Raw genomic sequence first — 24,416 nt, forward strand, 5'->3', positions numbered from 1 at the left:
ATTATTGCAATGCTTTTGAGGAGGCTTTTTTTGCATACTACAAGCGTAATACATAATTTGCATAATGTCAAGTGTCGGGATGAATCGGGCAATTGTCCTTGATGTAGTGTTATGGAAACCATTGCCCACCTGCCCCCTACCTCCTACCTCCCGCCTGCTTCACGACTTTGTTTTTAATTAAAAAATATTGAATGCAGTTGACAAATTCTTCTAATTCTAAAATTAAATTAGTAGCACCTTTAAGGTCTCGATCGCTAGCTAATTGTTCTAGTTTGTCAGTTGCTAAGTACATAGCTGTAGCTCCAATGTTGGCACTAGCACCTTTAAGGTGATGAGTTTCTCGTGATATTTGCCCAAAGTCATCAGCTGCGATCGCTGCTTTCATTATTTCTAAACGTGGTTTAATATCTTCAATGGATATTTGCAATAAATTTAATTCAAATTCTTCATCATTTCCCGATATCCGATGCAAGTGTTCCCAATCAATTGCTAAGTCAGTGGAAACAGTCTGTTCATACACACCTGCCTCTTGCTGGGAAACGATCACACCTGTCCAATGCTCTAAAGTCTCAGCCAATTTTTCTTTAAATACTGGCTTACTCAAATAGTCGTCCATTCCGGCATTTAGACAGGTTTGTTCGTCTTCTTTCATTACATTAGCTGTCATCGCAATCACTACAGGACGATGACCCAATGCAAAAGCATCCTCTTGCCAACGATGAATTTCTTTTGTAGTTTCCAAACCGTCGAGAATTGGCATTTGGCAATCCATTAAAATCAAATCGTAAGGAATTTTTTCTAATAGCTGCAAAACTTCCTTTCCATTGGCAACGACATCGGCTTTATAGCCCAAACTCTGGAGTTGGTTTAGTGCTACTTTCTGATTCACCAAATTATCTTCGGCTAAGAGAATTCTTAACTTGGATTTAGTAGAAAGGTTAGAGGAAGAAGTCAGAATATCTGAAGTTTCTGGACTCGAAATTTCTTCTGTCGCCTCTAGCTCCCTGCCTCTAAATTCTTGTTCTGATTCCGGCTGAGTTTCTAAAATATTTATGATGGCATCAAGGAGTCGTGATGGCTTAATGGGTTTGAATAAATAAGTAGCAAATCCGATTTTGAGCGCCTGTTGTACTTCATCCCGTTGATTAGTAGAAGCGAGCAGAATTAAAGGAATCTCAGTAATTGCAGAATTGGCTGGAATTTGTTCTTTTATTGTCATGCCATTTGTTTGGGCTATTTGCATATCAACCAAGGCAACATGATATAATTTACCCTCCTCGCTAGCTTGCTGAATAACTTTAACGGCCGCAGCAATACTGTCAACTCGATCTACCTCCATTCCCCAATGAGTAGCTTGATGGGAGATAATTTTATAATTAGTAGTGTTGTTATCCACTACCAATAAGCGGCGATTTTGCAAAATTCCGCGTTCGCATTTTGGCTCAACAGGCTCAACTTGTTTGGTAAAAAGCAACTCAAACCAAAACTTAGATCCTTTTTCCATCTGGCTTTCTACCCCAATCGCTCCTCCCATCAAAGTTACAAGTTGTTTACAGATGGCTAATCCCAAACCGGTACCACCATACTTGCGAGTGGTCGAAGCATCCACTTGGGTAAATGGTGTAAAGAGTTTGCGTTGGTCTTCAGAGCTAATGCCAAGACCTGTATCTGTAATCGCAAAATGGATGGTGGCTGTAGTTGAGGAAAGCGATGGCTCTGCCAACGCCAAGGGCGAACGCAATTCGGCTTGTACTAATACTTCGCCAACGCTGGTAAATTTGATGGCGTTGCTGATTAAGTTCATCAAAATTTGCCGCAGCCTACCAGTATCTCCTTTGAGTTGGGTGGGGACATTGCGATCGATTATTGCAGCAATTTCTAATCCCTTGTTATGGGCTGAGGGAGCCAATAATTCCACCACTTCTTCTACACAAGTGGATAGGTTAAAATCGAGAGTTTCGAGAGCCATCTCTCCAGCCTCAAGTTTGGAAAGATCCAAAATTTCGTTAATTAAACTTAAAAGAGCGTCTCCACTACTGCGAATTATTTCAATAAAATCTCGCTGTTCTTCGTCTAAGGGAGTATCTAAGACCAAACTGGTCATCCCCAACACAGCGTTCATCGGAGTGCGAATTTCATGACTGATATTTGCCAAAAAGGCACTTTTCGTCTGCGAAGCTAATTCGGCTTGGCGACGGGCAATTTCAAGTTCTTGTCGCTGACGAGTTTCGGCTGCTAATAGTTGGGCTTGGGTTAAAGCAATACCTACTTGGTCGGCTATTTGCCGCAAAAGATCGGTTTCAAAACTAGACCAGTGGTGGGAATCGTCACACTGATGAACTATGAGCAAACCGCGAAGTTCTTCTTTGACAAGAATAGGTACAACCAAATTGACTTTGACCCCAAACTGTTGCATTAATTCCAGATGGCTTTGTTCAACTTCCAGGAGATCCAAATTATCCAGTCCGAAAATCTTGCCTTGACGATACTGCTGTAGATTGTACTGGTGGAGATATTCTGCTTCAAAATAGGGGGCGGCGTTGTTTTGCTCTTTGATTGCTGGTAAACCAGAAACTACTGCTTCAATAACGGTATTTGCAGACTGATCTGGCAAAAGCTGATAAATTAAAACTCGGTCAGTCTGGAGAATCTTTTGTACCTCTTTGACAGTGATTTGGAGAATTTCTTCGATATCCAAAGACTGACGAATCTTCAGGGTGATTTCGGTAAATAGTTGCGATCGCAAATTTTGGCGTTGTATTTCTTCTTCAGCCTGTTTACGCTGGATAAATTGCCCTACTTGCTCGCCGATAGAATTCATTGTTTTTACTAAATCTTCATCAAGGGGCTGGATTTCCCGGTTGAAGCAGGTAATCACACCGAGGATTTTGTTACCGCTGCGGATCGGAAAACCAAAAGCTGCGTGTAGTCCTACTTGAGCAGCTATTTTGAAGTCAGGAAAATTAATATCTTTAGCGATATCAGAGATCCAAACAGGTTCAGAACTAGCCCAAACCCTTCCAGGTAGTCCAATTCCGGGTGCAAAGGTGGTTTGCCGCTTCAGTATTTCAAACTCTTGCATTTCAATGGATGCTTTATGCCAGATATCGAGAAAATACAGCACATTTGCTTGCTCATCTACCATCCAAATTTCACCCAAATCCCATGCCAAACTCTCACAGATTCCTTGCAAGATTTTGCGAGTAGCTTCGCTAATTGTGGCGGACTCGGCTAAAACGCGGGTTGCAACATATTGTGCAGTTAGATGCTGTTGTGCGCGTTTGCCATCGGTAATGTCAATGCCAGTGACGACAATGTACTCAACATTGCCCTCATAGTCTTTTAAAGTGGTATTCGACCAGGCAATTAGCCGCCGACTACCATCTTTCATTACCCAATAATTTTCATAATTATCGGAAAGTTGACCAGATCGTAACTGGTCAAAAATTGCTTTGACTGGCTCCACCTCTTCGGGAATGAGGAACAAGTTCCAGCTATACCTACCCCTCACTTCATCAAAGGAGTAACCAGTTATTTGCTCACAGGTTTGATTGAAACGAACGATTTGCCCTTGAGAATCGAGAACTATTACCAACGCTCCGACTGTATCAAGGACTGCTGAGATAAAGTTGCGTTCTTGATTTAAGGTTTCTTCTGTTCTCTTCCGCTCAATAACCTCACGATAGATCGAGTAGTATACTACAGCAAGAACGATAAAACTTAGGCAAATAGCGATCGCCAGTGTCAGAACTGTGTTTCGAGTCCAAGCCTTTGCAGCTTGTGACTGCTTTTGGATTTGTCCCCTATCCTCATTTTCTATCTCATTGATCGCCTTGCGAATATCATCCATGAGATTTTCTCGATCGTTTTTCAGCAGTACTTGCAACGCCGCCTCTAATCCCTTGTTCTGCCGCAAGTCGATAGTCTGTTTTAGTTCAGTAAGTTTAGCCGTTATCAGAAATTCAAGCGTTGCAATCTGCTTTTGTTGATTCGCTTGAGCTACTGTTAAATTCTTTAGCTGGGCAATTTCTTGATCGACGTTACTAAGTGCTGTTTGATACGATTTTAGATAAAGTTTTTCTCCAGTGAAGATGTAACTACGTTGTCCAATCTCAGCATCCTTTACCTGGGACAGTATTTTCTCTAGGCTGTTAAGTTTTTTATAAGTATGTTTTACTATACTGCGATTAAAATTAGTCAATATTCTTGTATTCTGATAAGAAACCACCCCAATCAGAACTAAAATTACCGACGAGAAACCAAAACTTGCTGCAATCTTTTTAAAAAATTGCTTGCGTACCTTCTGTGCCTGGTTGCTTTTCTTGGTAACAAGTACCAAACTTGCTAAATTTCGGCGCAATTCCAGTTGCTTGATGACTTGATGACCTAAAGTTCGTAATCCCTCTAATTGTTCTAGATTAAGTTCTCGTGGTACGTAGTCAATTACACACAGGGTTCCGAGGGCGTATCCTTCAGGGTTAGTTAAAGGTACACCAGCATAAAACCGAATATTTGGATCAGATGTCACCAGTGGATTTGTTGCAAACCGTTCGTCATCTCTTGTATCAGGCACGACAAAAATATCAGGCTGGAGAATGGCATGGGCACAGAATGCGAAATCTCGGTGTGTTTCTGGGGTATCCAAACCGACTTTTGACTTGAACCACTGGCGATTTGTATCAATTAAGCTAATTAAGGCAATAGGAGTCTGACAAATATACGAGGCTAAACGAGTCAGATCGTCAAAGGTGGCTTCCGATGGCGTATCGAGAATCTTATACTGCAAAATTGCCTCGATTCTCTGGGCTTCGTTATCAGGTAATGGTGCTTTCATCCTTGAGCCTTATCTACATTCTGGGGAGTGGGGAAGAAGCAGAGGAGCAGGGGAGGCAGGGGAGAAGGAAATAACTAATGCCCCATGCCCAATGCCTAATGCTCAATGCCCAATTCAACAAACTTACTTTAATTAATGACAACAGTTTACTTAAAAGCGTTAGCGTAATTTTACTGAGTTATATGTTATTAAATAATCGTTTAAATGATTAAATCCCTGCTGTATTTTTTTTGGGCTGGTTTATTGGAAATTGGGGGCGGCTACCTAATCTGGTTGTGGTTACGCGAAGGTAAACCGTTTTGGTTGGGCATATTGGGGGGAATTGCTTTAGCTTTCTATGGGGTTATTGCAACTCTACAACCAACAAATTTTGGCAGAGTGTATGCGGCTTATGGCGGCGTGTTTATCGCAATGGCAATGCTTTGGGGTTGGAAAGTAGACGGGGTAACTCCAGATCGCTACGACTTAATCGGAGGATGTTTAGCTTTAATGAGTGTTTTAATTATCATGTTTGCTCCCAGAACTTAAGTAAAAGTTCTATATTATTTTTCACCAATAACTTTTATAACTTTCCCTTTTAAACAGATAATAATCCCATGCAAAATTGCAAAAGTCTTTTCACAACTTGTCAACTATCACAATTATTTTGGTTTGTAACAGTAAGTAACTAAAAATTTGGAATTTTCTCAGGCTTGAATAAAATACTATTCTTCTCTTCTTAAAAAAAAAGATGCAATGTAATGATTGCGTGTTTATACGCTGATTGAAATTTTAGCAACGACAATCAGGATTATATTTTTGTTAACATTTCAAGAACATTGAGGTTAAGTAACTTTCAAGACAAAAATGTGGCAATAAAAGTAATCAAATGTAGTTAAGTATACAAATCGTTGGTGCTTAGGAAGAAAAAAAGTGTTGAAGAAAGTTGTGATGATTGGAGCTATCAGCCTACTGTTTTTAGGAGGGCCGTTGATGGGCAATGCTTTTGCCCAAACCCCAACTGCTGCCCCGCCTACTGCTGATACTGGAGATACGGCATTTATGCTGATTTCAGCAGCACTTGTGCTGCTAATGACACCAGGATTGGCATTTTTCTATGGTGGATTTGTGCGATCGCGCAACGTTCTAAACACATTGATGATGAGCTTTGTGTTAATGGCGATCGTCGGAGTTACCTGGATTCTGTGGGGCTATAGTCTTTCATTTGCGCCAGGTTTACCGTTTATCGGTGGATTGCAATGGCTGGGGTTGAATGGTGTCGGGTTAGAGATAACCGATTATCTCAAAGGGTCAAACCCGCCAGAAGTCGTCTCTTATGCCGGAACAATACCCCATCAGGCATTCATGATCTATCAAGCCATGTTTGCCATTATCACCCCAGCCTTAATTTCTGGAGCGATCGCAGAGCGGATGAGTTTCCGCGCCTATTCGCTGTTTGTCCTACTGTGGTCAACCTTTATTTACGCTCCTCTGGCTCACATGGTCTGGGCGAAAGGTGGATTTTTAGGTTTGTATGGTGGATTAGGTGCCCTGGACTTTGCTTAGGTGGCACAGTAGTTCATATTAGTTCCGGCGTTTCAGCTTTGGTAGCAGCGATCGTCCTTGGTCCTCGCAAAACCCATCCCGATCGTCTTAGCCCGCCGCACAACGTTCCGTTTATTTTGCTGGGTGCTGGCTTGTTGTGGTTTGGTTGGTTCGGTTTTAACGCTGGGAGTGCTTTATCTATTGCCAGTGGAACTTCTGGTAACTTAGTTACAAATGTGGCAACAACAGCCTTTGTCGCCACCAATACGGCAGCGGCGGCGGGTGCATTGATGTGGCTTATTTTGGAAGGGGTTTTACGGGGTAAACCAACAGCCGTAGGAGCAGCGACAGGAGCCGTTGCTGGCTTAGTGGGTATCACTCCCGCCGCCGGATTTGTCACACCACTATCAGCGATTTTAATTGGTTTCATCACCACCTTTGTTTGCTTCTATGCCGTGAGTTTCAAGCATAAGCTGCAAATTGACGATGCTTTAGATACCTATCCCGTGCATGGCGTTGGTGGTACAGTGGGGGCAATTTTAACAGCCATCTTTGCCACTACTCAAGTCAACGGAGGAGGTAAAAACGGAGTGCTGCGTGGTAATTTTGGTGAATTGGGAGTTGAACTAGTAGCAATTGCCGTTGCTTATGTAATCGCAGGTGTTGGTACGTGGATTATTCTCAAAGTTATCGATGCTACAGTCGGGCTGCGAGTCAAAGAGGAAGCTGAATTGCAAGGTTTGGATATCAACGAACACGGTGAAGAAGGTTACAACTCCGAGTTTGGCGATCGTCCCACTTAGTAGAGAGTACTGAGTGGTGAGTTAGGAGTTAGGAGTTAGGAGTTTGCTTCCCTTTCTCGCCAATTTACACTTGAAGATTGGGTAATTTGCGATCGCTAGCGTTAAAATTTGATTCAAATAATTGGTAAATTTCGCTAGTCGTGTCTACATCTGCAAAAACCTTTCCTATCTGGGCATTTTTCTCGCTGTTAACCAACGGCATCCTAATGTTGGCGGTCATCCTGTTAATTTGGCAACAGCAGAGATTGGCCGCTTTTTTTGGGATAATCACATCCCCAGAGCCAATCAAACTAAATAACTCACCGCAAATTGCTACACCTGATTTAGGTCGCCGTCACCAACTCAGTTATCGAGAGTGGGTAGATATCCTCAACCAAGAAGCCAAGGTCGCCGCTGACCAACGTCCCCCGCATTTAACCATCCTGGCGGGAGATTCTCTAAGTTTGTGGTTTCCCCCTGAGTTATTACCCGAAGGGAACAATTGGCTCAATCAAGGAATTTCTGGCGAAACCAGCAATGGACTCTTGAAAAGATTAAAAATATTTGACCGCACCCAGCCAGAAGTGATTTTTGTGATGATTGGTATTAATGATCTAATTAAGGGGATGAGCAATGGGGAAATTTTAGATAATCAGCGGCAAATTATCAATTACTTACAAAAGAAGCATCCCACAGCGCAAATTGTTGTCCAATCGATTTTGCCACATGGGGCAGAAGAAGCAACTTGGAAAGGACGAGATAAACTATTGGCTGTTGCCAATAGCCGCATCCGCCAGTTAAATCAGCAATTACAAAGCTTATCTACCAAAAAAGGTGTCAAATACCTCGATTTATATCCCTTGTTTACCAACAAGCAAGGAAATCTCCGCCGCGAATTTACTACTGATGGCTTACACTTAAGTCCTGAAGGCTATATGGTTTGGCGTTCTGCATTGCAGATTTATAGTGAGATTGAATTAAAACCCCAGCGTCAACGTTCTGCGCCAGAAAAAGGCTAAAGCCCAAAAAGAAGTAATATCTTTGAAGACAACTCTGTATCAATCGCGTCTAGGCGCGAGAAAATAAGAAATAGTGAGTTTAAGTAGACAAATCTAATGGATACAAAAGCTTTTAAGCGCAGCCTCCAACATTCAGAAAATTACAATCGCAAGGGCTTTGGTCATCAAGCAGAAGTTGCTACCCAGTTGCAATCTGAGTATCAGAGTAACTTGATTCAGGAAATTCGCGATCGCAATTACACTCTGCAACGGGGTAATGTGACAATCCGACTAGCGCAGGCCTTTGGCTTTTGCTGGGGTGTAGAACGGGCTGTAGCGATGGCATACGAAACTCGTCAGCACTTCCCCACAGAACACATCTGGATTACTAACGAAATTATCCACAACCCTTCTGTAAATCAGCGGATGCAGGAGATGCAAGTAGAATTCATCCCCATTGAAGGAAAGAATAAAGACTTTTCTGTTGTTGGAATTGGTGATGTAGTCATATTACCCGCTTTTGGAGCTAGCGTTCAAGAAATGCAGATACTTCACGAGAAAGGCTGCAAAATTGTTGATACAACTTGTCCTTGGGTATCTAAAGTTTGGAATACAGTAGAAAAGCACAAAAAAATCGATTATACATCAATAATTCACGGCAAATATAAGCACGAAGAAACAGTTGCGACTAGTTCCTTCGCTGGCAAGTATTTAATAGTGTTGAATTTGCAAGAAGCAGAATATGTTGCTGACTATATTATCAATGGTGGCAACCGTGAAGAATTTCTGACAAAATTTGCGAAAGCTTGTTCAGCAGGATTTGACCCCGATCGCGATTTAGAAAGAGTTGGCATTGCTAACCAAACTACAATGCTTAAAGGCGAAACTGAGCAAATCGGTAAGCTTTTTGAGCGAACTATGTTACAGAAATATGGCCCCACCGAATTAAATCAGCATTTTCAAAGCTTCAACACCATTTGTGATGCCACTCAAGAACGTCAAGATGCGATGTTGGAATTAGTGGAACATAATTTAGATTTGATGGTAGTAATTGGTGGGTTTAATTCCTCGAACACTACTCAGTTGCAACAAATTGCCTTTGAGCGAGGAATTCCTTCTTATCATATTGATACTGTTGAACGCCTTAAATCAGGATATTCTATTGAACATCGGCAATTAAATGGGCAGTTAATAACTACAGAAAACTGGTTGCCTGATGGAGAAATTGTTGTGGGAATTACTTCTGGTGCTTCTACGCCAGATAAGGTAGTAGAAGATGTGATTGAGAAGATTTTTACATTGAAAACAACAGCAGCGCTGGTTTAACTGTTCTCAGAGAGACTTCCAACTAAAAAACATCCAATTAATTCTTGTGGGGCGGACATCTTGTCTGCCTTATAAGATTGGATAATTTATTTGTTATAAACTCCTCAGTTATCGATTTCATATTTGGCGAAACACCACATCAATATCAGTTATCGGTAACTAGTGTTCACTGTTGGAATAATTTGTAATCGATTAAAAAATTAAATTTATCAAATAATCTCAGGAATTAATCAATAACTTAAACAGCGTTTGTTGCCATTTTTTAGTTAGCGAACGCCTGATAGTACTTGATCGAAAAAATTTATAAACTCTTACTATTTGAATTGTCAAAGATGAAATTTAAATAACTCTTAATCATACCACAAAATATTGATGCAAGAGTTCTATTGTTAGCCCTGATTCCATGCATGACCAAGCTTTGAGCCAAAACTGACGGGAATCACTATTTTTAAAGGTCTGCCCATGAGCTTTTGCTGTAAAAAATAGGTATTCATGATTTATGAATCGGCACAAGCCAAAACGGAATCGTGGCGTTATACTCACTCCTGAAGGCTGGCAAAAACTTCAGCAGGCAAAACTTGAAGGGGAAATCCGAGAAAAATCTGGCTCCAAGTACACTCTAGAAGAAATAAGTGAACGCGCTGGATTAACTTCAAATACAGTCGCAAAGATACTTACTAACCAGGAAAGGGTTGACAAACGAACGCTAGTTTATTTATTCATGGCGTTTAACTTAGAGTTAAATCCCCAAGACTATCTTAAGTTAAATCCCGATTTGGCGAGACTTTCAGCCTTGGAGTTTAGAAAGCGCGTTGATTGGGGAGAGATGGTGGATGTATCTGTTTTCTATGGGCGCATAAATGAACTGACTCTACTAGAGCAATGGCTGATTAAGGAACGCTGTCGAGTGGTGGCGCTGTTGGGAATGGGAGGAATTGGTAAAACAACTCTTGCTGCCAAATTAGCGCAAAAGGTTCAAGGATGTTTTGAGTACGTTATCTGGCGATCGCTCTACAATGCTCCCCTACTTTTTGACCTGCTGGCAAATTTAATTCAATTTTTTTCTAACGAGCAGGTTTTAGAAACTGACTTACCAAAAAATGTAAATGGGAGAATATCACAACTAATTGAATATTTACAACAACAGCGCTGTCTGATCGTATTAGATAATGTAGAGACTATTCTGCAAACAGGCGCTTATGCTGGATGCTATCGAGAAGGCTATGAAGATTATGGCTTACTGATAAAACGATTGGGACAAGTTATGCATCAAAGCTCCTTGGTGCTGACTTCACGTGAAAAACCCAAAGACGTGGCGTCACACGAAGGACAAGCACTACCTGTTCGTTCATTACAACTGAGGGGTCTGAAAGAGGAAGAAGGAAAAAAAATTTTTCACCTCAAAGGTCTGTTTGGAGCAGAATCCCAAGAGAAAGCACTGATTGAGCTTTATTCTGGTAATCCATTGGCTTTGAAGATAGTTGCAACGACTATTCAAGATGTCTTTAATGGTGATATTTGTGGGTTCTTGAACCAAAAGACATCTGTTTTTGGCGATATCTGTGCTGTTTTAGAGCAGCAGTTTGAGCGTTTATCTAATTTAGAGCGTGTGGTTATGTACTGGCTGGCAATTAATCGTGAGTCAATTCCACTCTACAATTTGCAAGAAGATTTAACTTCATTAGTAATACCACACAAGTTATTAGAAGCTCTAGAGTCTTTGATCAGGCGAAGTCTCATCGACAAATTTCAGTCAACGCTAAGTGAAAAAAGTGGTTTCCTCTTCACATTACACTCTGTAGTAATGGAATATATCACTAGTAAATTAATTCAGCAAACTTATCAAGAAATTGCAACTCCAAAGATTGTGCTTCTGAAGTATTATGCTTTGAGTAAAGCTCAATCCAAAGACTACATTAGAGAAACTCAAATACGCTTAATTATTAAGCCCGTTATAGATGAACTTTTAACTATTTTTAAAACCCCAAAAAAACTAGAAAATCATTTAAATGAAATTTTAGTCAAGCTGCAAGGAGAATCTCCACTGGAACCTGGGTATACAAGCGGGAATATTCTCAACTTGCTTCGTCAGTTAAAGACAGATTTAAGAGGTTATGATTTTTCTAACCTAAGCGTTTGGCAAGTAGATATGCGGGGTGTAAGTTTACCTCAAGTCAATTTCCAAAACGCTAATTTATCTAAATCGGTTTTTACTAAAAATTTCAGTAAAATTTCTGCTTTAGCATTCAGCCCCAACGGAAAAATTTTAGCGGCGAGTGACGCAAATGGCAAGATTTGCTTGTGGCGAGACTTTGCTGAGGGCGAACAACTTTTGACCTGTCTAGGACATATTGATTGGGTTCGAGCGATCGCCTTCAGTCCAAATGGTAGCATTCTTTGCAGTGGAGGTAGTGACCAGAGTGTGAAATTGTGGGATGTCAACACAGGTGAATGCCTGAAAACTTTAACAGGACATCCTGAGCGGGTACGAGCTGTTGCCTTCAGCCTTCAAGGTGAAGTTTTAGCTTCTGGCAGCGATGATTGGGCAGTGCGTTTGTGGACTATTCCGAATAGTAAGTGTTATAAAATTTTACGAAAACATACTAATTCGGTATTATCTGTAGCTTTTAGTCCTCAAGGTAAAATTTTAGCCAGTGCTAGCAGTGATAAAACCGTGAAGCTATGGGATTTCTGCACAGGAGAATGCCTCAAAACTTTGCATGGACACACTAGTTCGGTTTCCTCAATTGCTTTCAATCTGGATGGTCAAACCTTGGTTAGTGGTGGTGATGACCAAACTGTGAAACTCTGGAGTATCTCAAATGGGAAGTGCCTGAGAACTTTCCAGGGACATAGTGACAGGGTTAGGTCAGTCGCCTTTGCTCCTAATGGTAATATTTTGGCTAGCGGTAGTGATGACCAAACTGTGAAGCTATGGAATTTCCGCACAGGAGAATGCGTTAAAACATTGCAGGGACATACAAGTTTTGTCTGTTCTGTTGTTTTTAGTCCAGATGGTCAAACTTTGGTCAGTGGTAGTGATGACCAAACTGTGAGGTTTTGGGATGTTAGCACTGGTCAAGCCTTAAGAAACTTGCAGGGCTACAATAATGGGGTGTGGTCTGTTGCCTTTGCTCCTGGTGGCCAGACCATAATTAGCAGCAATAATGACCAAACCGTAAAGCTCTGGGATGTCGCGGATGGGAAGTGCTACAAAACTTTGCGAGGAGACCCTAATCGAGTCAGAACCGTTGCCTTTAGTCCTCAAGGTAATATATTAGCAAGTGGCAGTTACGATCAACTTGTGAGGCTGTGGGATAGCAGCACCTGCCAATGTTGCAACATCTTACGGGGACATACTGGCTGGGTAAAGTCAGTTGCTTTTGCTCCTGGAGGTAAAATTCTCGCCAGTGGCAGTGATGATAAAACTGTAAGGCTTTGGGATGTCAACACTGGTCAAGTTTTGAATATTTTGGAACATAGTCATGGGGTATGGTCGGTTGCTTTCAGTCCTGAAGGTAATATCCTGGCCAGTGGCAGTGATGATCAAACAGTCAAGCTCTGGGATATTCGCACAAGTGAATGTCTCAAAATTTTGTCGGGACATACAAGTTGGGTATTGTCCGTCGCTTTCAGTCCTGAAGGTAAGACCTTAGCCAGTAGCAGTAAAGATAAAACTGTGAAGCTTTGGGATGTTAGCACAGGTGAATGTCTCAAAATTTTGTTAGGACACACAAGCTGGGTATTGTCCGTTGCTTTTAGTCCTGAAGGTAAACTTCTGGCTAGCGGGAGTGTAGATCAAACGGTAAGGTTGTGGGATGTCCAATCCGGTCAATGTATCAAAATTTTGCATGGTCATACCCATTGGATAAGATCAGTTGCCTTTAGTCCAGATAGTCAAACTCTGGTAAGTGGCAGCGAAGATGAAACGGTAAAGTTGTGGGATGTTTTGACGGGTGAATGCCTAAAAACTTTAAGAAACGAAAGACCTTATGAGGGAATGAACATTACTGGTGTTACAGGTTTAACCCAAGGAACTATTACTTCTTTGAAAGTTTTAGGAGCAATCGAGAATTGACTTTCTCCCTGGCTTGACTTTGCTTCACTTTGTGTTGAGCCTGGAGCCAAGAGACGGCTTTTGAATTTATCGAACAGAATTCAGGAGTCAGGAGTCAGAATTCGCAATGTTTTCTGTGCGACTGGCGGATGAANNNTCNGGCGTTTTTGCACCCCCACCAAATNNNAAATTTGGTGGTCTTCAATTCCTGCGCGGTCTGAATCCCCGACTGATTTATTCTGACTCCTGAATTCTGACTTCTGAATTCTTCTTCAATCGTTGCATATATAAAATTACAGAGGTTTGAAAACCCATAAGCTATTGCGTATTTAACTTGGTTGTAAAAATTGGAGATTTAACTGCCTATTTTGCAGATTTAGGGACTTCATTCTGGAACATTAGATGCACAATAGCTTACTTTTTAAATATGGGTTTCCAAAGTTACTAAATACTTTGGCTACTGTCTAAGTATTTTTTAAGTGTGCGTACCATCTCTCGAATTACATCGCTCTTTGTTCGCTGCATTTTCTCACAATATTCCTCCAAGATGATTTTCTCCTCTAGCGAAAATTGAATTGTTAAATTAGCAGCATTTTTTTTAGCCATTGTCATTGACTTTTAATGACTTTCCAATTACTATTACATAGTAAACTACTGAGTAATCAAGATTAATCAAAAATTATAAACAGGAAATTAAAATTTTCTTCCACTAGAGTCAAAACTTGGTAATTCAATTCAGGAGATATTTATTAATATCATCATGAATGGTGGGTATAAATTTACAAATTAACTCTTAATCTGCTAATAATAGATTTGGCGATTAATAACGTTTAAACTCCCTCAATATCTTTTACTATTTCAGTTTTAACTATCTAAAATTATATTTTTTAAATGGTTTCTCTGACAGGGTTTTATCGAATTATTTAGCTTGTTTTGCAACAACTATAATTTAGTGAAAACTCTCTTCCATAAATGCCAGTGGTCGGAGCCTATTACTCCAAATACAATTCTCCCTAAAAAATTATGAAACCAGAGAAACCCAAACGCAATCGTGGGCTTATACTGACTCGTGAAGGCTGGCAAAAGCTTCAGAATGCCAAACTTGAGTGGGAATTTAGGAAAAACAATGGCTCCAAATCTACCTTAGAAGAATTAAGCGAACAAGCTGGGATCACTCCTGTCACTTTCAGAAAGATACTTACTCGTGAAACCGGGGTTGACAAACGAACGCTTGTGCGTTTGTTTATGACGTTTAATTTGGAACTGGATAAAAGCGATTACACAAGTCCAGACTCTGATTTAAAAGGGCAAAAAGACTTGAAAAACCCCAAGCGCGTTGATTGGGGAGAGATGGTGGATGTATCTGTTTTCTATGGGCGCACAGATGAACTGACTCTACTAGAGCAATGGCTGATTAAGGAACGCTGTCGAGTGGTGGCGCTGTTAGGAATGGGAGGAATTGGTAAAACAACTCTTGCTGCCAAATTATCACAAAAGGTTCAAGGATGGTTTGAGTACGTTATTTGGCGATCGCTCTACAATGCTCCCCCACTTTTTGACCTGCTGGCAAATTTAATTCAATTTTTTTCTAACGAGCAGGTTTTAGAAACTGACTTACCAAAAAGTGTAGATGGTAGAATATCACAACTAATTGAATATTTACAACAACAGCGCTGTCTGATCGTATTAGATAATGTAGAGACTATTCTGCAAACAGGCGCTTATGCTGGATGCTATCGAGAAGGCTATGAAGATTATGGCTTACTGATAAAACGATTGGGACAAGTTATGCATCAAAGCTCCTTGGTGCTGACTTCACGTGAAAAACCCAAAGATATAGCCTCACTGGGAGGAGAAACACTGGCTGTTCGCTCATTACAACTGAGTGGTTTAGAGGTAGTAGCAGGGCAAAAAATCTTTGAAGCCAAGGGTTTTTCTGGCTCAGAGTCAGAATTACCAGCAGTAGTCGAGCGTTATGCAGGTAATGCCCTAGCTTTGAAAATAGTGGCGACAACGATACAAGATGTTTTTGATGGTAATGTTGCTGAATTTCTGCAACATTACACGGCTGTTTTTGGTAGCATTCGCGATCTGCTAGACCAGCAGTTTTCGCGCTTGGCAAATTTAGAAAAAGATATCATATACTGGCTAGCAATCAATCGTGAGCCAGTTTCGCTATCAGAAATACGAGAGGATATTGTATCACCAATTCCACCACAAAACTTACTAGAAGCTCTGGAGTCTCTGGTAAGGCGCTCCTTAGTCGAGAAAAGCACAGCACTCTTTACACTACAACCTGTAGTCATGGAGTATGTTACTCAGCGATTGATAGAGATAGTTTGTCAAGAGATTGAAACTCAGAATCTTGATTTGTTCAGGTGTCATGCTTTGATGAAGGCGACGGCTAAAGACTACGTGAAGGAAATTCAAATTCGCCTTATTCTTAAGCCAGTTATAGATGGGTTGCTCGCTGTCACAAGAAGCAAAAGAAACCTTGAAAATCAGCTAACCCAAATTTTAGGAAGGCTACGAGAGACATCACCTTTAGAACAAAGTTATACAACTGGGAATATTCTCAATCTGCTTTGTCATTTAGAGAGCGATCTCACTGGCTATGATTTTTCTGATCTGAGCGTTTGGCAAGCAGACCTGCGGTGTTTGAAATTGCACGATGTAAATTTCCAAAACGCCAATTTTGATAAGTCTGTTTTTGCTGAAACCTTCGGTGGTGTTTTGTCAGTAGCTTTTAGCTCTAATGGTAAACTTTTGGCTTTGGGTGATACCAATGGTGAGATTCACTTACGGCAGGTTGCAGATGGCAGACAGGTTTTTGTCTCTAAGGGACATAGTAGCTGGGTTATATCACTTGCTTTTAGTCCAGATGGTAGAATTTTTGCCAGCGGTGGTGGTGACTATACAGTAAAACTGTGGGATATTGATACGGGTCAATGCTTACAAGCTTTGCAAGGACATGAGAACGAGGTTTGGTCAGTCGCCTTTAGTTCAGATGGTAGCACCGTAGCGAGTGGCAGTGATGACCAGACTATTAAGTTATGGAGTGTTTCCACTGGTGAATGTCTCAAAACGTTTCTAGGGCATACTAGTTGGGTACACTCGGTTGCTTTTAGTCCGAATGGACTCATGTTAGTCAGTGGTAGTGATGACCAGACTATTAAGTCATGGAATGTTTCCACTGGTGAATGCCTTAAAACTTGCCAAGGACACTGTGATGGAATAAGGTCAATTGCTGTCAGTCCAGATGGACGGATGCTGGCGAGTAGCAGTGAAGATCAGACAGTGAAGTTATGGAGTATCGACACTGGTGAATGCCTCAAAACTTTCCAGGGACATTCCAATGAAATATATTCGGTTGCCTTTAGTCCACAGAGCGATCTTTTAGCAAGTGGTAGTCATGACCAGACAGTGAAATTATGGGATATCAGTACTGGTGAGTGTCTCAAAACTTTCCAGGGGCATACAAGTTGGGTATACTCGGTCGCCTTTAGTCCACAGGACAATCTCCTGGCTAGTGGCAGTTATGATCAGACTGTTAAGTTATGGAATATTCACACCAGTCAATGCCTCAAAACATTTCAAGGATATACTGAACAGGTACTTTCAGTCGCCTTTAGTCCAGATGGGCAAACACTGGTAAGTGGTAGTCATGACTCTTCACTGAGGTTGTGGAATGCTAACACAGGTCAAGCTTTAAGAACTTTCCAAGGACATCATGCAGCCGTCTGGTCAGTTGCTTTTAATCCTGATGGTCAAACAGTTGCTAGTGCTAGCGAAGATAAAACTGTAAGGGTGTGGAATGCTAACACAGGTCAAGCTTTGAGAACTTTCCACGGACACTGCGCTTTAGTCTGGTCAGTTGCTTTTAGTCCTGACGGCCAAACACTGGCAAGCAGCAGCGAAGATCAAACAGTGAGGCTGTGGGATGTGAGTGGAGGTAAAACCTTGAGAATTCTTCAGGGACATAGCGCAGCTGTTTGGTCAGTTGCTTTTAGTCCACAGGGCGATCTATTAGCTAGCGGCAGTCATGACCAGACAGTGAAGTTATGGGATGTTGCTACTGGTGAGTGTAAAACAACTTTGTCAGGGCATACAGCTTGGGTTTGGTCAGTTGCTTTCAGTCCAGATGGAAAGCTATTAGCAAGTACTAGTCCTGATGGAACAATAAGATTGTGGAGTATCTACACTAATGAATGCCTTAAAGTTTTACAGGTAAATAGAGGTTGGTTACAGTTAGCTGCCTTTAGTCCAGATAGCCGGACACTAGCTTGTTGTAACCAAGATTACACAGTTCAGCTATGGGATGCTAGTACGGGTCAATGCCTCAGAACCTTGCAAGGACATACAGGCAGGATTTGGTCAATCGCTTTTAATCCTGATAATCGAACTCTCGCTAGCAGTGGTGAAGATGAGACAATTAGGCTGTGGGATGTAACAACAGGTAATTGCTCAAAAACACTCAAAGCAGAAAAACTCTATCAGCGAATGAAAATTAGGGGAGTTACAGGTTTAGCTCCAGCAACCTTTGCTACATTGAAAGTGCTGGGAGCAGTTGATTGAAAAAACCTGATGCTCAGACTACAAGCAGCACTTTGATATTAGGATAGCCCCTTTTTGTTCAAACTCAGTATCTAAAATACTATCTAGGTCAAGTTCAATGCCATTTAAAACTTCGATATCGTTCTCAAGAAGTCTATTATCAAAATCTTGAATCAAAAATCGCTGCCCGATATCTGTAATTGTTGTGGTGGTCGTTAAACCCGAACCGTTAGAATTAAAGGGAGATGGAATCACTTCGCCTTTATTGGACTGGATCGAGTAAGTTTCCACACCATTACCTTGCAGCAAGGTGTTATATGCACAAATTGGAAATGATGGATTGAGCGCTAACTTCTCTACAGGATTTATAGATTTAATAGGCTCAACTGACTTAGCATATACTGGTGGCAATAATTCAACAATTAACGTATTGGCCAACAAAGTAGAGGCAATGTAAGTAAACAATTTGGTTGATAACATGGATAGCATCCTCAGTGAAATTATTGAGAGTAAATCAACTATTTTGGACAGTAAAGTTAGGGGAGCATTGGAAAGACTGGACTGACTGACTCTATCGGGTGAGCGAGTGAATGTAAACTTTTCCTTGTATATGTGTAGGTGACTCTAGCGGTCTCAATGCATATTTCAGTTCCTCCTCTGAAATATCATCTTCCGCAAGAGGGTTGAAATACAGTAATGCAGTTTCGTAGCAGGCGATCGCTACACCGATGCGCTCCTTATGAGTAAGTTCTGCAACCATCTCAACCGTCTCCTTCACATGCTCGACATCACCACCGATACTACTGTGTACACGCAGACACCGGGTAGCACAGATACCTGGTGGCAGCAAAGCCTCAACCGAGTGAATATGCTTTTCTTTAATGCCTGTCGCTATCCGTTCCAGCGTATAGGAATAGCCAACGCAACCTATTGGATCTGGAGTATGTACACTCTGAGCTAAATAATTCCCTAATACCGTTGCACTGTGGGGAATGAGTGCTTCCACTACAGCCTCAGCTTTGTATCCCATCGACTGAATATCGAGTAGGGCAAGTCGGTCGTGACCCCTTTCTTCTCTGGCTTTTTGTGCAGCCCACTGTGCCAAATTGTTCCGACCAAATGCAGCAAAGCGCCAAGAAGCTTTTTCTATCAGTTGAGGGTAGGTGTGAGTTAGATGGTAAGAAGCTGCGAGTTGCCATACCCAACGCGTGCGGGTCAGTTTTGGTGGTCTACGATCGCTCTTGACTGTGTGCCAAGCATAGGCGATCGCTCTATCTAAAAGCTTCTGAGTTTGAGCTATCTTCTGTGCATGACTCATATTTGAGGCAAAGCGATCGCCACTTTTTGTAAAACCGGGTCGATGCCTTTGAGTATAGTTAGCAGTCTTGATCGTTGTTTTGTCAGGTACGAAACACGCTGAATCAGTTTTAATTAAAAAGTCATTACGCATAGCTTGTTTCCTCAGTTACGGTTGCTACAGAATTGGGGGAAGTCACTCGTGGCAATAATAGAGTTGTTGCTAAATCACTCATCAAATTCAGCACAGCAAGCATTTCGTCCGATGGTTAAAATCTAGACATGACAATCAGTTAAGCTATTTGAGGCGTTATTAAGCGACAATTCCAAAAAATCGTCAATTGAGTAACTAAATTGAACTGTGTTACAGCTTGTGCTATTGGAATGCTAAAGGAATGCGATCGCCTACGGCGGGCGGTTACGCCATCGCACCTATCGAAATACCAAATGCATATTGCATTTCTATGTCTTCCAGCGTCTTGACCACCGCCTTGGCTACCAAGACATGGGCAGTTTGCTGACTTTCTTTGAGAAATGCAATGTCCAATTGTGAGTTTCGCTGGACATTCGCAAAAAAAGAGGTAGTTAAAGATGACTTAGATGGCGAAAAAATTCCATACCATTAGGACTTATGTATCTTCCTGCATCTCGTATCCTGCAAAAGTGCCTTGTTGGTAGTCAAAACCGTTCGGTAGCAGACTCAATGTGCAACCGAAGGAGTTAGTCCAGAGGCAATGTATACGAATCTAAAGTTTCGCAGCATTGGTAATTGCTCATCTTACGCACCCTCATTTATGTGGTTGGTTGACTGATGTCTGTTGCAGTTAAGTTTGCTAACTTTACAAAACTTTTGCAACTCAAGATAAGAAACTTAAGATAAAGATAAGTTCTTTATTTCCTGTGACATTCTCTTCTTCAAATTTAAAATTGCACAGATAAATGTACTATTTAGCCTAAAAAGCTTGATACATAAGCAATAGCACGATTCCAGTTTTCAAAAATGCACATCTGTAAAAGTGGAAATAGCCATTCTTGAACCCAATCAAATACCCTTGATGAGTTAAACAAATAGTAGATTGATTATACTCTCATGAGAGTAATAAAAGCTGTTTACAGGCGATCGCCTGCCCAGTAAGGGATGTAAAGAAACATTTCTGTTTTTTAGGCGAGTGTTAGTAATTTTCAACCCTATTAGCAAGAAATTTAGAGATTATACCTGTGCAAATTACTTCAATAACCAATTGCTTGAGAATGGTACAAAATGCAAATTTTAGCAAAGTTAGCAAAACCTGTTATTTACATTTACTGTTGGTGAAAAACCGCTTCCGTTGGAACTTTGCCTAAAATCCAAATTAAAAACACAAACTTTTCCGCTTAAGTTTTCTATCTTAACTGGCTAAAAGCAGTGTTGAAATAGATAATTATACGCAAAGCCTTTGAGAGAATTACTCACTCTCAAGGCCTCCTAACACTAACTTACCAGGTTATATCCCCCGATTCATGCACCGGGGGCTTTCCCCTCTAATTTCCGCGGCTGCTATATGTACACATTCTGGACAACAACGGTTTTGCTTTCCGATTTCTTTTTGTAAAGATCATACCCTTAGCAGAAACTTAGTTTTTTTACAGCATATAGTGATTATAGGCATTCAGGATTAAAAGCATACACAGAGAAAATTGCTTAAAGATTGTAGAGGCTTGAAATGACGAAGCGAACCAACTACTACAATGATATGTTAATAGATTACTCCAAGCCTGAACGAGTTTCTAATGAACTAGCAGTAAAACTACTCAAAGACGCAGAGACATATCTTTCCTTACGTAATGATACCTTACCTGAAATAACTCTAGAATACAGTTTAGAGCAAGTAGAACAGGAAAATAAACATTGGTGGTCAACCCACTGTGAAGCGCTACGACAAGGACGGGGGGACATTTTAGCAGGTGAGTATGCCAATAATCTTGTATATTTTTGTGCTGATGGACCTTTTTATGGCAGAACCGCAGCAACAAATAGAGAAGTAAATCGTTGGGCAATTCTTGCTCAACCAAGTGTAACAATAGCTTGGCCAATTATTATGTTCAATGGTGAAGTTATTTACTCAGAATGGAATTGTTTTGATGATGAAACGAACGAAGTCATTGCCAAAGGAAACGAAACTTTGCTTCGACGAGGACATCGCGGTTCGTGCTACTTAAAATGCGAGCAACTTAGCTTTTATCGCGACGTTTCTGCCTCTGATGAATTGCTGTATTGGATCAGGCGTTGACCAAACTAGTTATCAAAGGATATCTATAAATAAAGGAAGAGAAACTATAACATTAAAGGAATTATTTTCTGGAGGCTAACTGAAAGTTAACATAACATAAATGAGAAATATTTAGATTCTACTCTAGTTCAGATGAGATGAAATCCAAGTGTATTTAATGCAATGAATGAGGCTAAAGTGATGAACTCTAATTATTTATTAAATGGCATTGACTCTTATAACGTTAACATCGCTATTAATACGGCGATACTGACAAGTTTTGAAAAGTTCTTGCTTCAGTCCCAACCTTTGTTAAGCCATGTTTTTCGATTTATTGAGACAAATTATCATAATTCAATTAGTCTTAGAGAGGTGGCTGAGGCGGTCAATCGATCCCCTGCCTACCTCACCGATCTTGTACGGCGAGAGACTGGAAAAACCGTACTCTGTTGGATTGTTGAGCGTCGTATGGTAGAGGCACGCCGTCTGCTTATCGAAACAGACCAGTCGGTAGAGCAGATTGCTGAAGCTGTGGGCTATCTAGATAGACGCCATTTCGGTCGCCAATTTCTCCGCCTCCACAATACAACCCCGCAAACATGGCGAAGGTCGCATCGGAGTAAGAGCATCCCATGTTGGCAAAGAGTCCCACAAAAGGCACACTCAAGCGAATTAATCAACCAGGAACCCACAACTGTAACTTTTGCAGAAGCTCAACGGTTGCAAGCCTGTATCCAAGAAATTGCTGAAATTTTTAATAAGAGTACTGTTGCTAATGAAGTACTTATGTTAAAAAGCGAAAATGGTTCGGTTGCAAAAATAGACAATGGTTTGATACACATAACCTTAGTTTCAAATTGCGAATCGTGTTGAAATCATTAAAGATACAAACATGGTTTGGAATTTCCTCTTCCTTACACCAGAATCTACCCATCAGGTGACAATTCTGTACTCAAATCGGGGTACTCCGAAGTCTTATCGGCATATGAATGGCTACGGAAGGTAATTACGAGCTATTACCGATCAACTAACTATCCTCACGCACAAAAGGCAATAAATTATCAGCGGGATGATTTGATGCGATTGATGATAACGGTAGTAGCAGCAAGGGAGTAATTGCTCACGCTGAGACGTTGCTGATTTTGAGTATGAATTTAGTTTATTGCAAAGACGCAAATGAAATAGTTGAAAATACCGAACTTTTAAATTTTATACTTGAATTCAGTAATGCCCCATTGGGTTATTAGCCTCCTGCAAAATTATCTTTTGCAACAGTTAGGAACAGGAGAATAAAAAACGGTTAAAGAGACTGAATTTTCCTTGAATCTTTAATCTTGATCCTTTCCCAAGCTCTGCAATAAGTCTATTGATCGTCAGATGCAGTTCCTGACTAATCAAAGCTTGAGAGCAATCAGCAGTCAAAAGTCAACTCTCAACCAGCAGATCATATGAAAAATTGTCCTTTCTGCTCCCACCTACTTCTACAACACATTAGTAATAACCAGGTATACTGGTTCTGCCGAAGCTGCTGGCTGGAAATGCCTTTGCTGAAATTAGAAAGTTCAACTCAAGAAAAAGCTGAAAGCTTAATGAACTTTATCAAATTGGAGAAAAAGGAAGTAGTACAAGCACGCTTCAGGAGGTTTTCCAATCGTTCTAGCAGCAATACTAAGCATGGCTAAAATAATAGAAACTTGCAAAATAAAAATTGACCATATAAACAGGCTTTAACTTTTTCATCTTACAAATATGAATATTAATTTAGTTGCTGCGGTCATCAATAACAACCTTAAAGACGCTAAAAAATTCATTGAAACTGGCGTAAATGTTAACCAAACAGACAGCAGTGGAAATAGCCTCTTGCTCGTCAGTTCTGCTAACGGCCAATCAGAAATGGTGAAACTACTCCTTGACGCTGGTGCTGATATTCACGCGGTTGACTCAAATATGAAGGCCACTGCACTCCATGCCTCTGCCTATTTGAGACATCCAGAGGTAATGAAAATTCTGATTCAATATGGGATTAATATAGATGTTCAGGGTCCTTATAACGGATATACTGCCCTACACGATGCAGTTTGGCAGAACAATATTGAAGGAGTCAGGCTCCTGCTAAACGCAGGTGCTCGCTTAGATATCAAAGGTAAGAACGGAGACACTCCTTTAGACATTGCCAAGAAAAGTGGGCTAAAAGAGATTGTTGCCATGCTTTCTGGGTAGGAACTTGACTGTGCTTGAATCTCAAATTTATTAATTCCTACTTGCGTTACCTAAATACTAGACCTGCCTTGAAAATAAAAATAAGGCAGGTCTATTGCTCATACTCGTACCCTCTCCAAATCATAGTCAGTCACTCGTGCGATGGAATCTCTGGAGGTGAAAACCTCATCCCCTTTATCAGATATCCTTGGCGACATCCATTCGATGCAGTAAAACCAAGAATCGCAAATCAGTTGAATGCCCTGGACAATCCGAAGCTCGAGCCCGTCGCCATGAAACCGGAACTCGACGGTTTCACCGAGTCTGAAAACAGGTTTTTCAAAAGTCAGTGCAAGGAGTTCGCCCGTGCCAATAATTTCACGTCCCAAAACAGTTATATTATTGTTGTCGCAGGCAATCTTGTAACTCCAGCCTTGATCTGACCATTCCACCCCGCAGCAGTAGCCGAATGATTTGATGGTGGAGAGGTAGACTCTCTCCAGCAGGCATACTTCTAGGGGTAAAATTTCTTTGCCCCAAGGTGACGAAAGATACCAGCAGGTTTCTAAAGTGTGGACAAGGTTAATCATGCAAATG

Annotated in this window: 13 protein-coding genes and 2 pseudogenes; 10 read left to right on the forward strand and 5 right to left on the reverse strand. The window is 41.0% G+C overall.

Going from position 1 to position 24,416, the window contains the following annotated elements; translation table 11 throughout:
• Positions 1–136 precede the first annotated feature (136 nt).
• Positions 137–4,834 carry a GAF domain-containing protein gene (locus QUD05_RS21295; protein ID WP_289797807.1) on the reverse strand — a complete coding sequence of 1,566 codons (4,698 nt, stop codon included), beginning with the start codon at positions 4,832–4,834 and terminating at the stop codon, positions 137–139.
• Between the two features lie 204 nt (positions 4,835–5,038).
• Between QUD05_RS21295 and QUD05_RS21300 the strand changes: the two genes are divergently transcribed.
• The 6 genes and pseudogenes from QUD05_RS21300 (at position 5,039) to QUD05_RS21325 (ending at position 18,096) form a co-directional block, all read left to right on the forward strand.
• The gene (locus tag QUD05_RS21300; protein ID WP_289797808.1) at positions 5,039–5,362 is read left to right on the forward strand and encodes a YnfA family protein; all 324 of its coding nucleotides are present in this window, start codon (positions 5,039–5,041) and stop codon (positions 5,360–5,362) included.
• Positions 5,363–5,764: 402 nt separating this feature from the next.
• Positions 5,765–7,161 (forward strand): annotated as a pseudogene (locus QUD05_RS21305) (ammonium transporter).
• Positions 7,162–7,301: 140 nt separating this feature from the next.
• Positions 7,302–8,159 (forward strand): SGNH/GDSL hydrolase family protein, encoded by an 858-nt coding sequence (locus tag QUD05_RS21310; RefSeq protein WP_289797809.1) that lies wholly within the window; start codon positions 7,302–7,304, stop codon positions 8,157–8,159.
• Positions 8,160–8,255: 96 nt separating this feature from the next.
• Positions 8,256–9,464: a 4-hydroxy-3-methylbut-2-enyl diphosphate reductase gene (locus tag QUD05_RS21315; protein WP_289797810.1), complete on the forward strand. Its 1,209-nt coding sequence runs from the start codon at positions 8,256–8,258 to the stop codon at positions 9,462–9,464.
• 499 nt (positions 9,465–9,963) lie between these two features.
• Positions 9,964–13,542, forward strand: a complete 3,579-nt coding sequence (locus QUD05_RS21320; RefSeq protein WP_289797811.1) for a WD40 domain-containing protein — start codon at positions 9,964–9,966, stop codon at positions 13,540–13,542.
• Positions 13,543–14,544: 1,002 nt separating this feature from the next.
• The gene (locus QUD05_RS21325; RefSeq protein WP_289797812.1) at positions 14,545–18,096 is read left to right on the forward strand and encodes a WD40 domain-containing protein; all 3,552 of its coding nucleotides are present in this window, start codon (positions 14,545–14,547) and stop codon (positions 18,094–18,096) included.
• A gap of 18 nt (positions 18,097–18,114) precedes the next feature.
• Here QUD05_RS21325 and QUD05_RS21330 read toward each other — a convergent pair whose 3' ends face one another.
• The 3 genes from QUD05_RS21330 to QUD05_RS21340 all read right to left on the reverse strand — a co-directional run bounded on the left by QUD05_RS21330 (position 18,115) and on the right by QUD05_RS21340 (position 19,918).
• Positions 18,115–18,555, reverse strand: a complete 441-nt coding sequence (locus QUD05_RS21330; protein ID WP_289797813.1) for a hypothetical protein — start codon at positions 18,553–18,555, stop codon at positions 18,115–18,117.
• 91 nt (positions 18,556–18,646) lie between these two features.
• Positions 18,647–19,525 carry a hypothetical protein gene (locus QUD05_RS21335; RefSeq protein WP_289797814.1) on the reverse strand — a complete coding sequence of 293 codons (879 nt, stop codon included), beginning with the start codon at positions 19,523–19,525 and terminating at the stop codon, positions 18,647–18,649.
• A 264-nt stretch (positions 19,526–19,789) separates the two neighbouring features.
• Positions 19,790–19,918 carry a hypothetical protein gene (locus tag QUD05_RS21340; protein WP_289797815.1) on the reverse strand — a complete coding sequence of 43 codons (129 nt, stop codon included), beginning with the start codon at positions 19,916–19,918 and terminating at the stop codon, positions 19,790–19,792.
• Between the two features lie 1,156 nt (positions 19,919–21,074).
• On the opposite strand from QUD05_RS21340, the gene QUD05_RS21345 reads away from it, so the two are divergent.
• From QUD05_RS21345 to QUD05_RS21355, 4 genes and pseudogenes are all read left to right on the forward strand, one after another.
• A complete protein-coding gene (locus QUD05_RS21345) occupies positions 21,075–21,641 on the forward strand; it encodes a hypothetical protein (RefSeq protein ID WP_289797816.1) in 567 nt (188 codons plus the stop codon).
• A 180-nt stretch (positions 21,642–21,821) separates the two neighbouring features.
• Complete coding sequence (locus QUD05_RS21350) at positions 21,822–22,493, forward strand: helix-turn-helix domain-containing protein (protein WP_289800038.1); 672 nt, start codon at positions 21,822–21,824, stop codon at positions 22,491–22,493.
• Between the two features lie 7 nt (positions 22,494–22,500).
• Positions 22,501–22,620, forward strand: a pseudogene (locus tag QUD05_RS34135) (catalase); the annotation flags it as partial.
• A 749-nt stretch (positions 22,621–23,369) separates the two neighbouring features.
• Positions 23,370–23,840: an ankyrin repeat domain-containing protein gene (locus QUD05_RS21355; protein WP_289797817.1), complete on the forward strand. Its 471-nt coding sequence runs from the start codon at positions 23,370–23,372 to the stop codon at positions 23,838–23,840.
• A 98-nt stretch (positions 23,841–23,938) separates the two neighbouring features.
• Here the strand turns inward: QUD05_RS21355 and QUD05_RS21360 are convergent, their stop codons facing one another.
• Positions 23,939–24,409 (reverse strand): DUF1392 family protein, encoded by a 471-nt coding sequence (locus QUD05_RS21360; RefSeq protein WP_289797818.1) that lies wholly within the window; start codon positions 24,407–24,409, stop codon positions 23,939–23,941.
• Positions 24,410–24,416: the final 7 nt, after the last annotated feature.

Origin of the sequence: Nostoc sp. GT001, assembly GCF_030382115.1 — a bacterium.
Taxonomy (GTDB): Bacteria; Cyanobacteriota; Cyanobacteriia; order Cyanobacteriales; family Nostocaceae; genus Nostoc.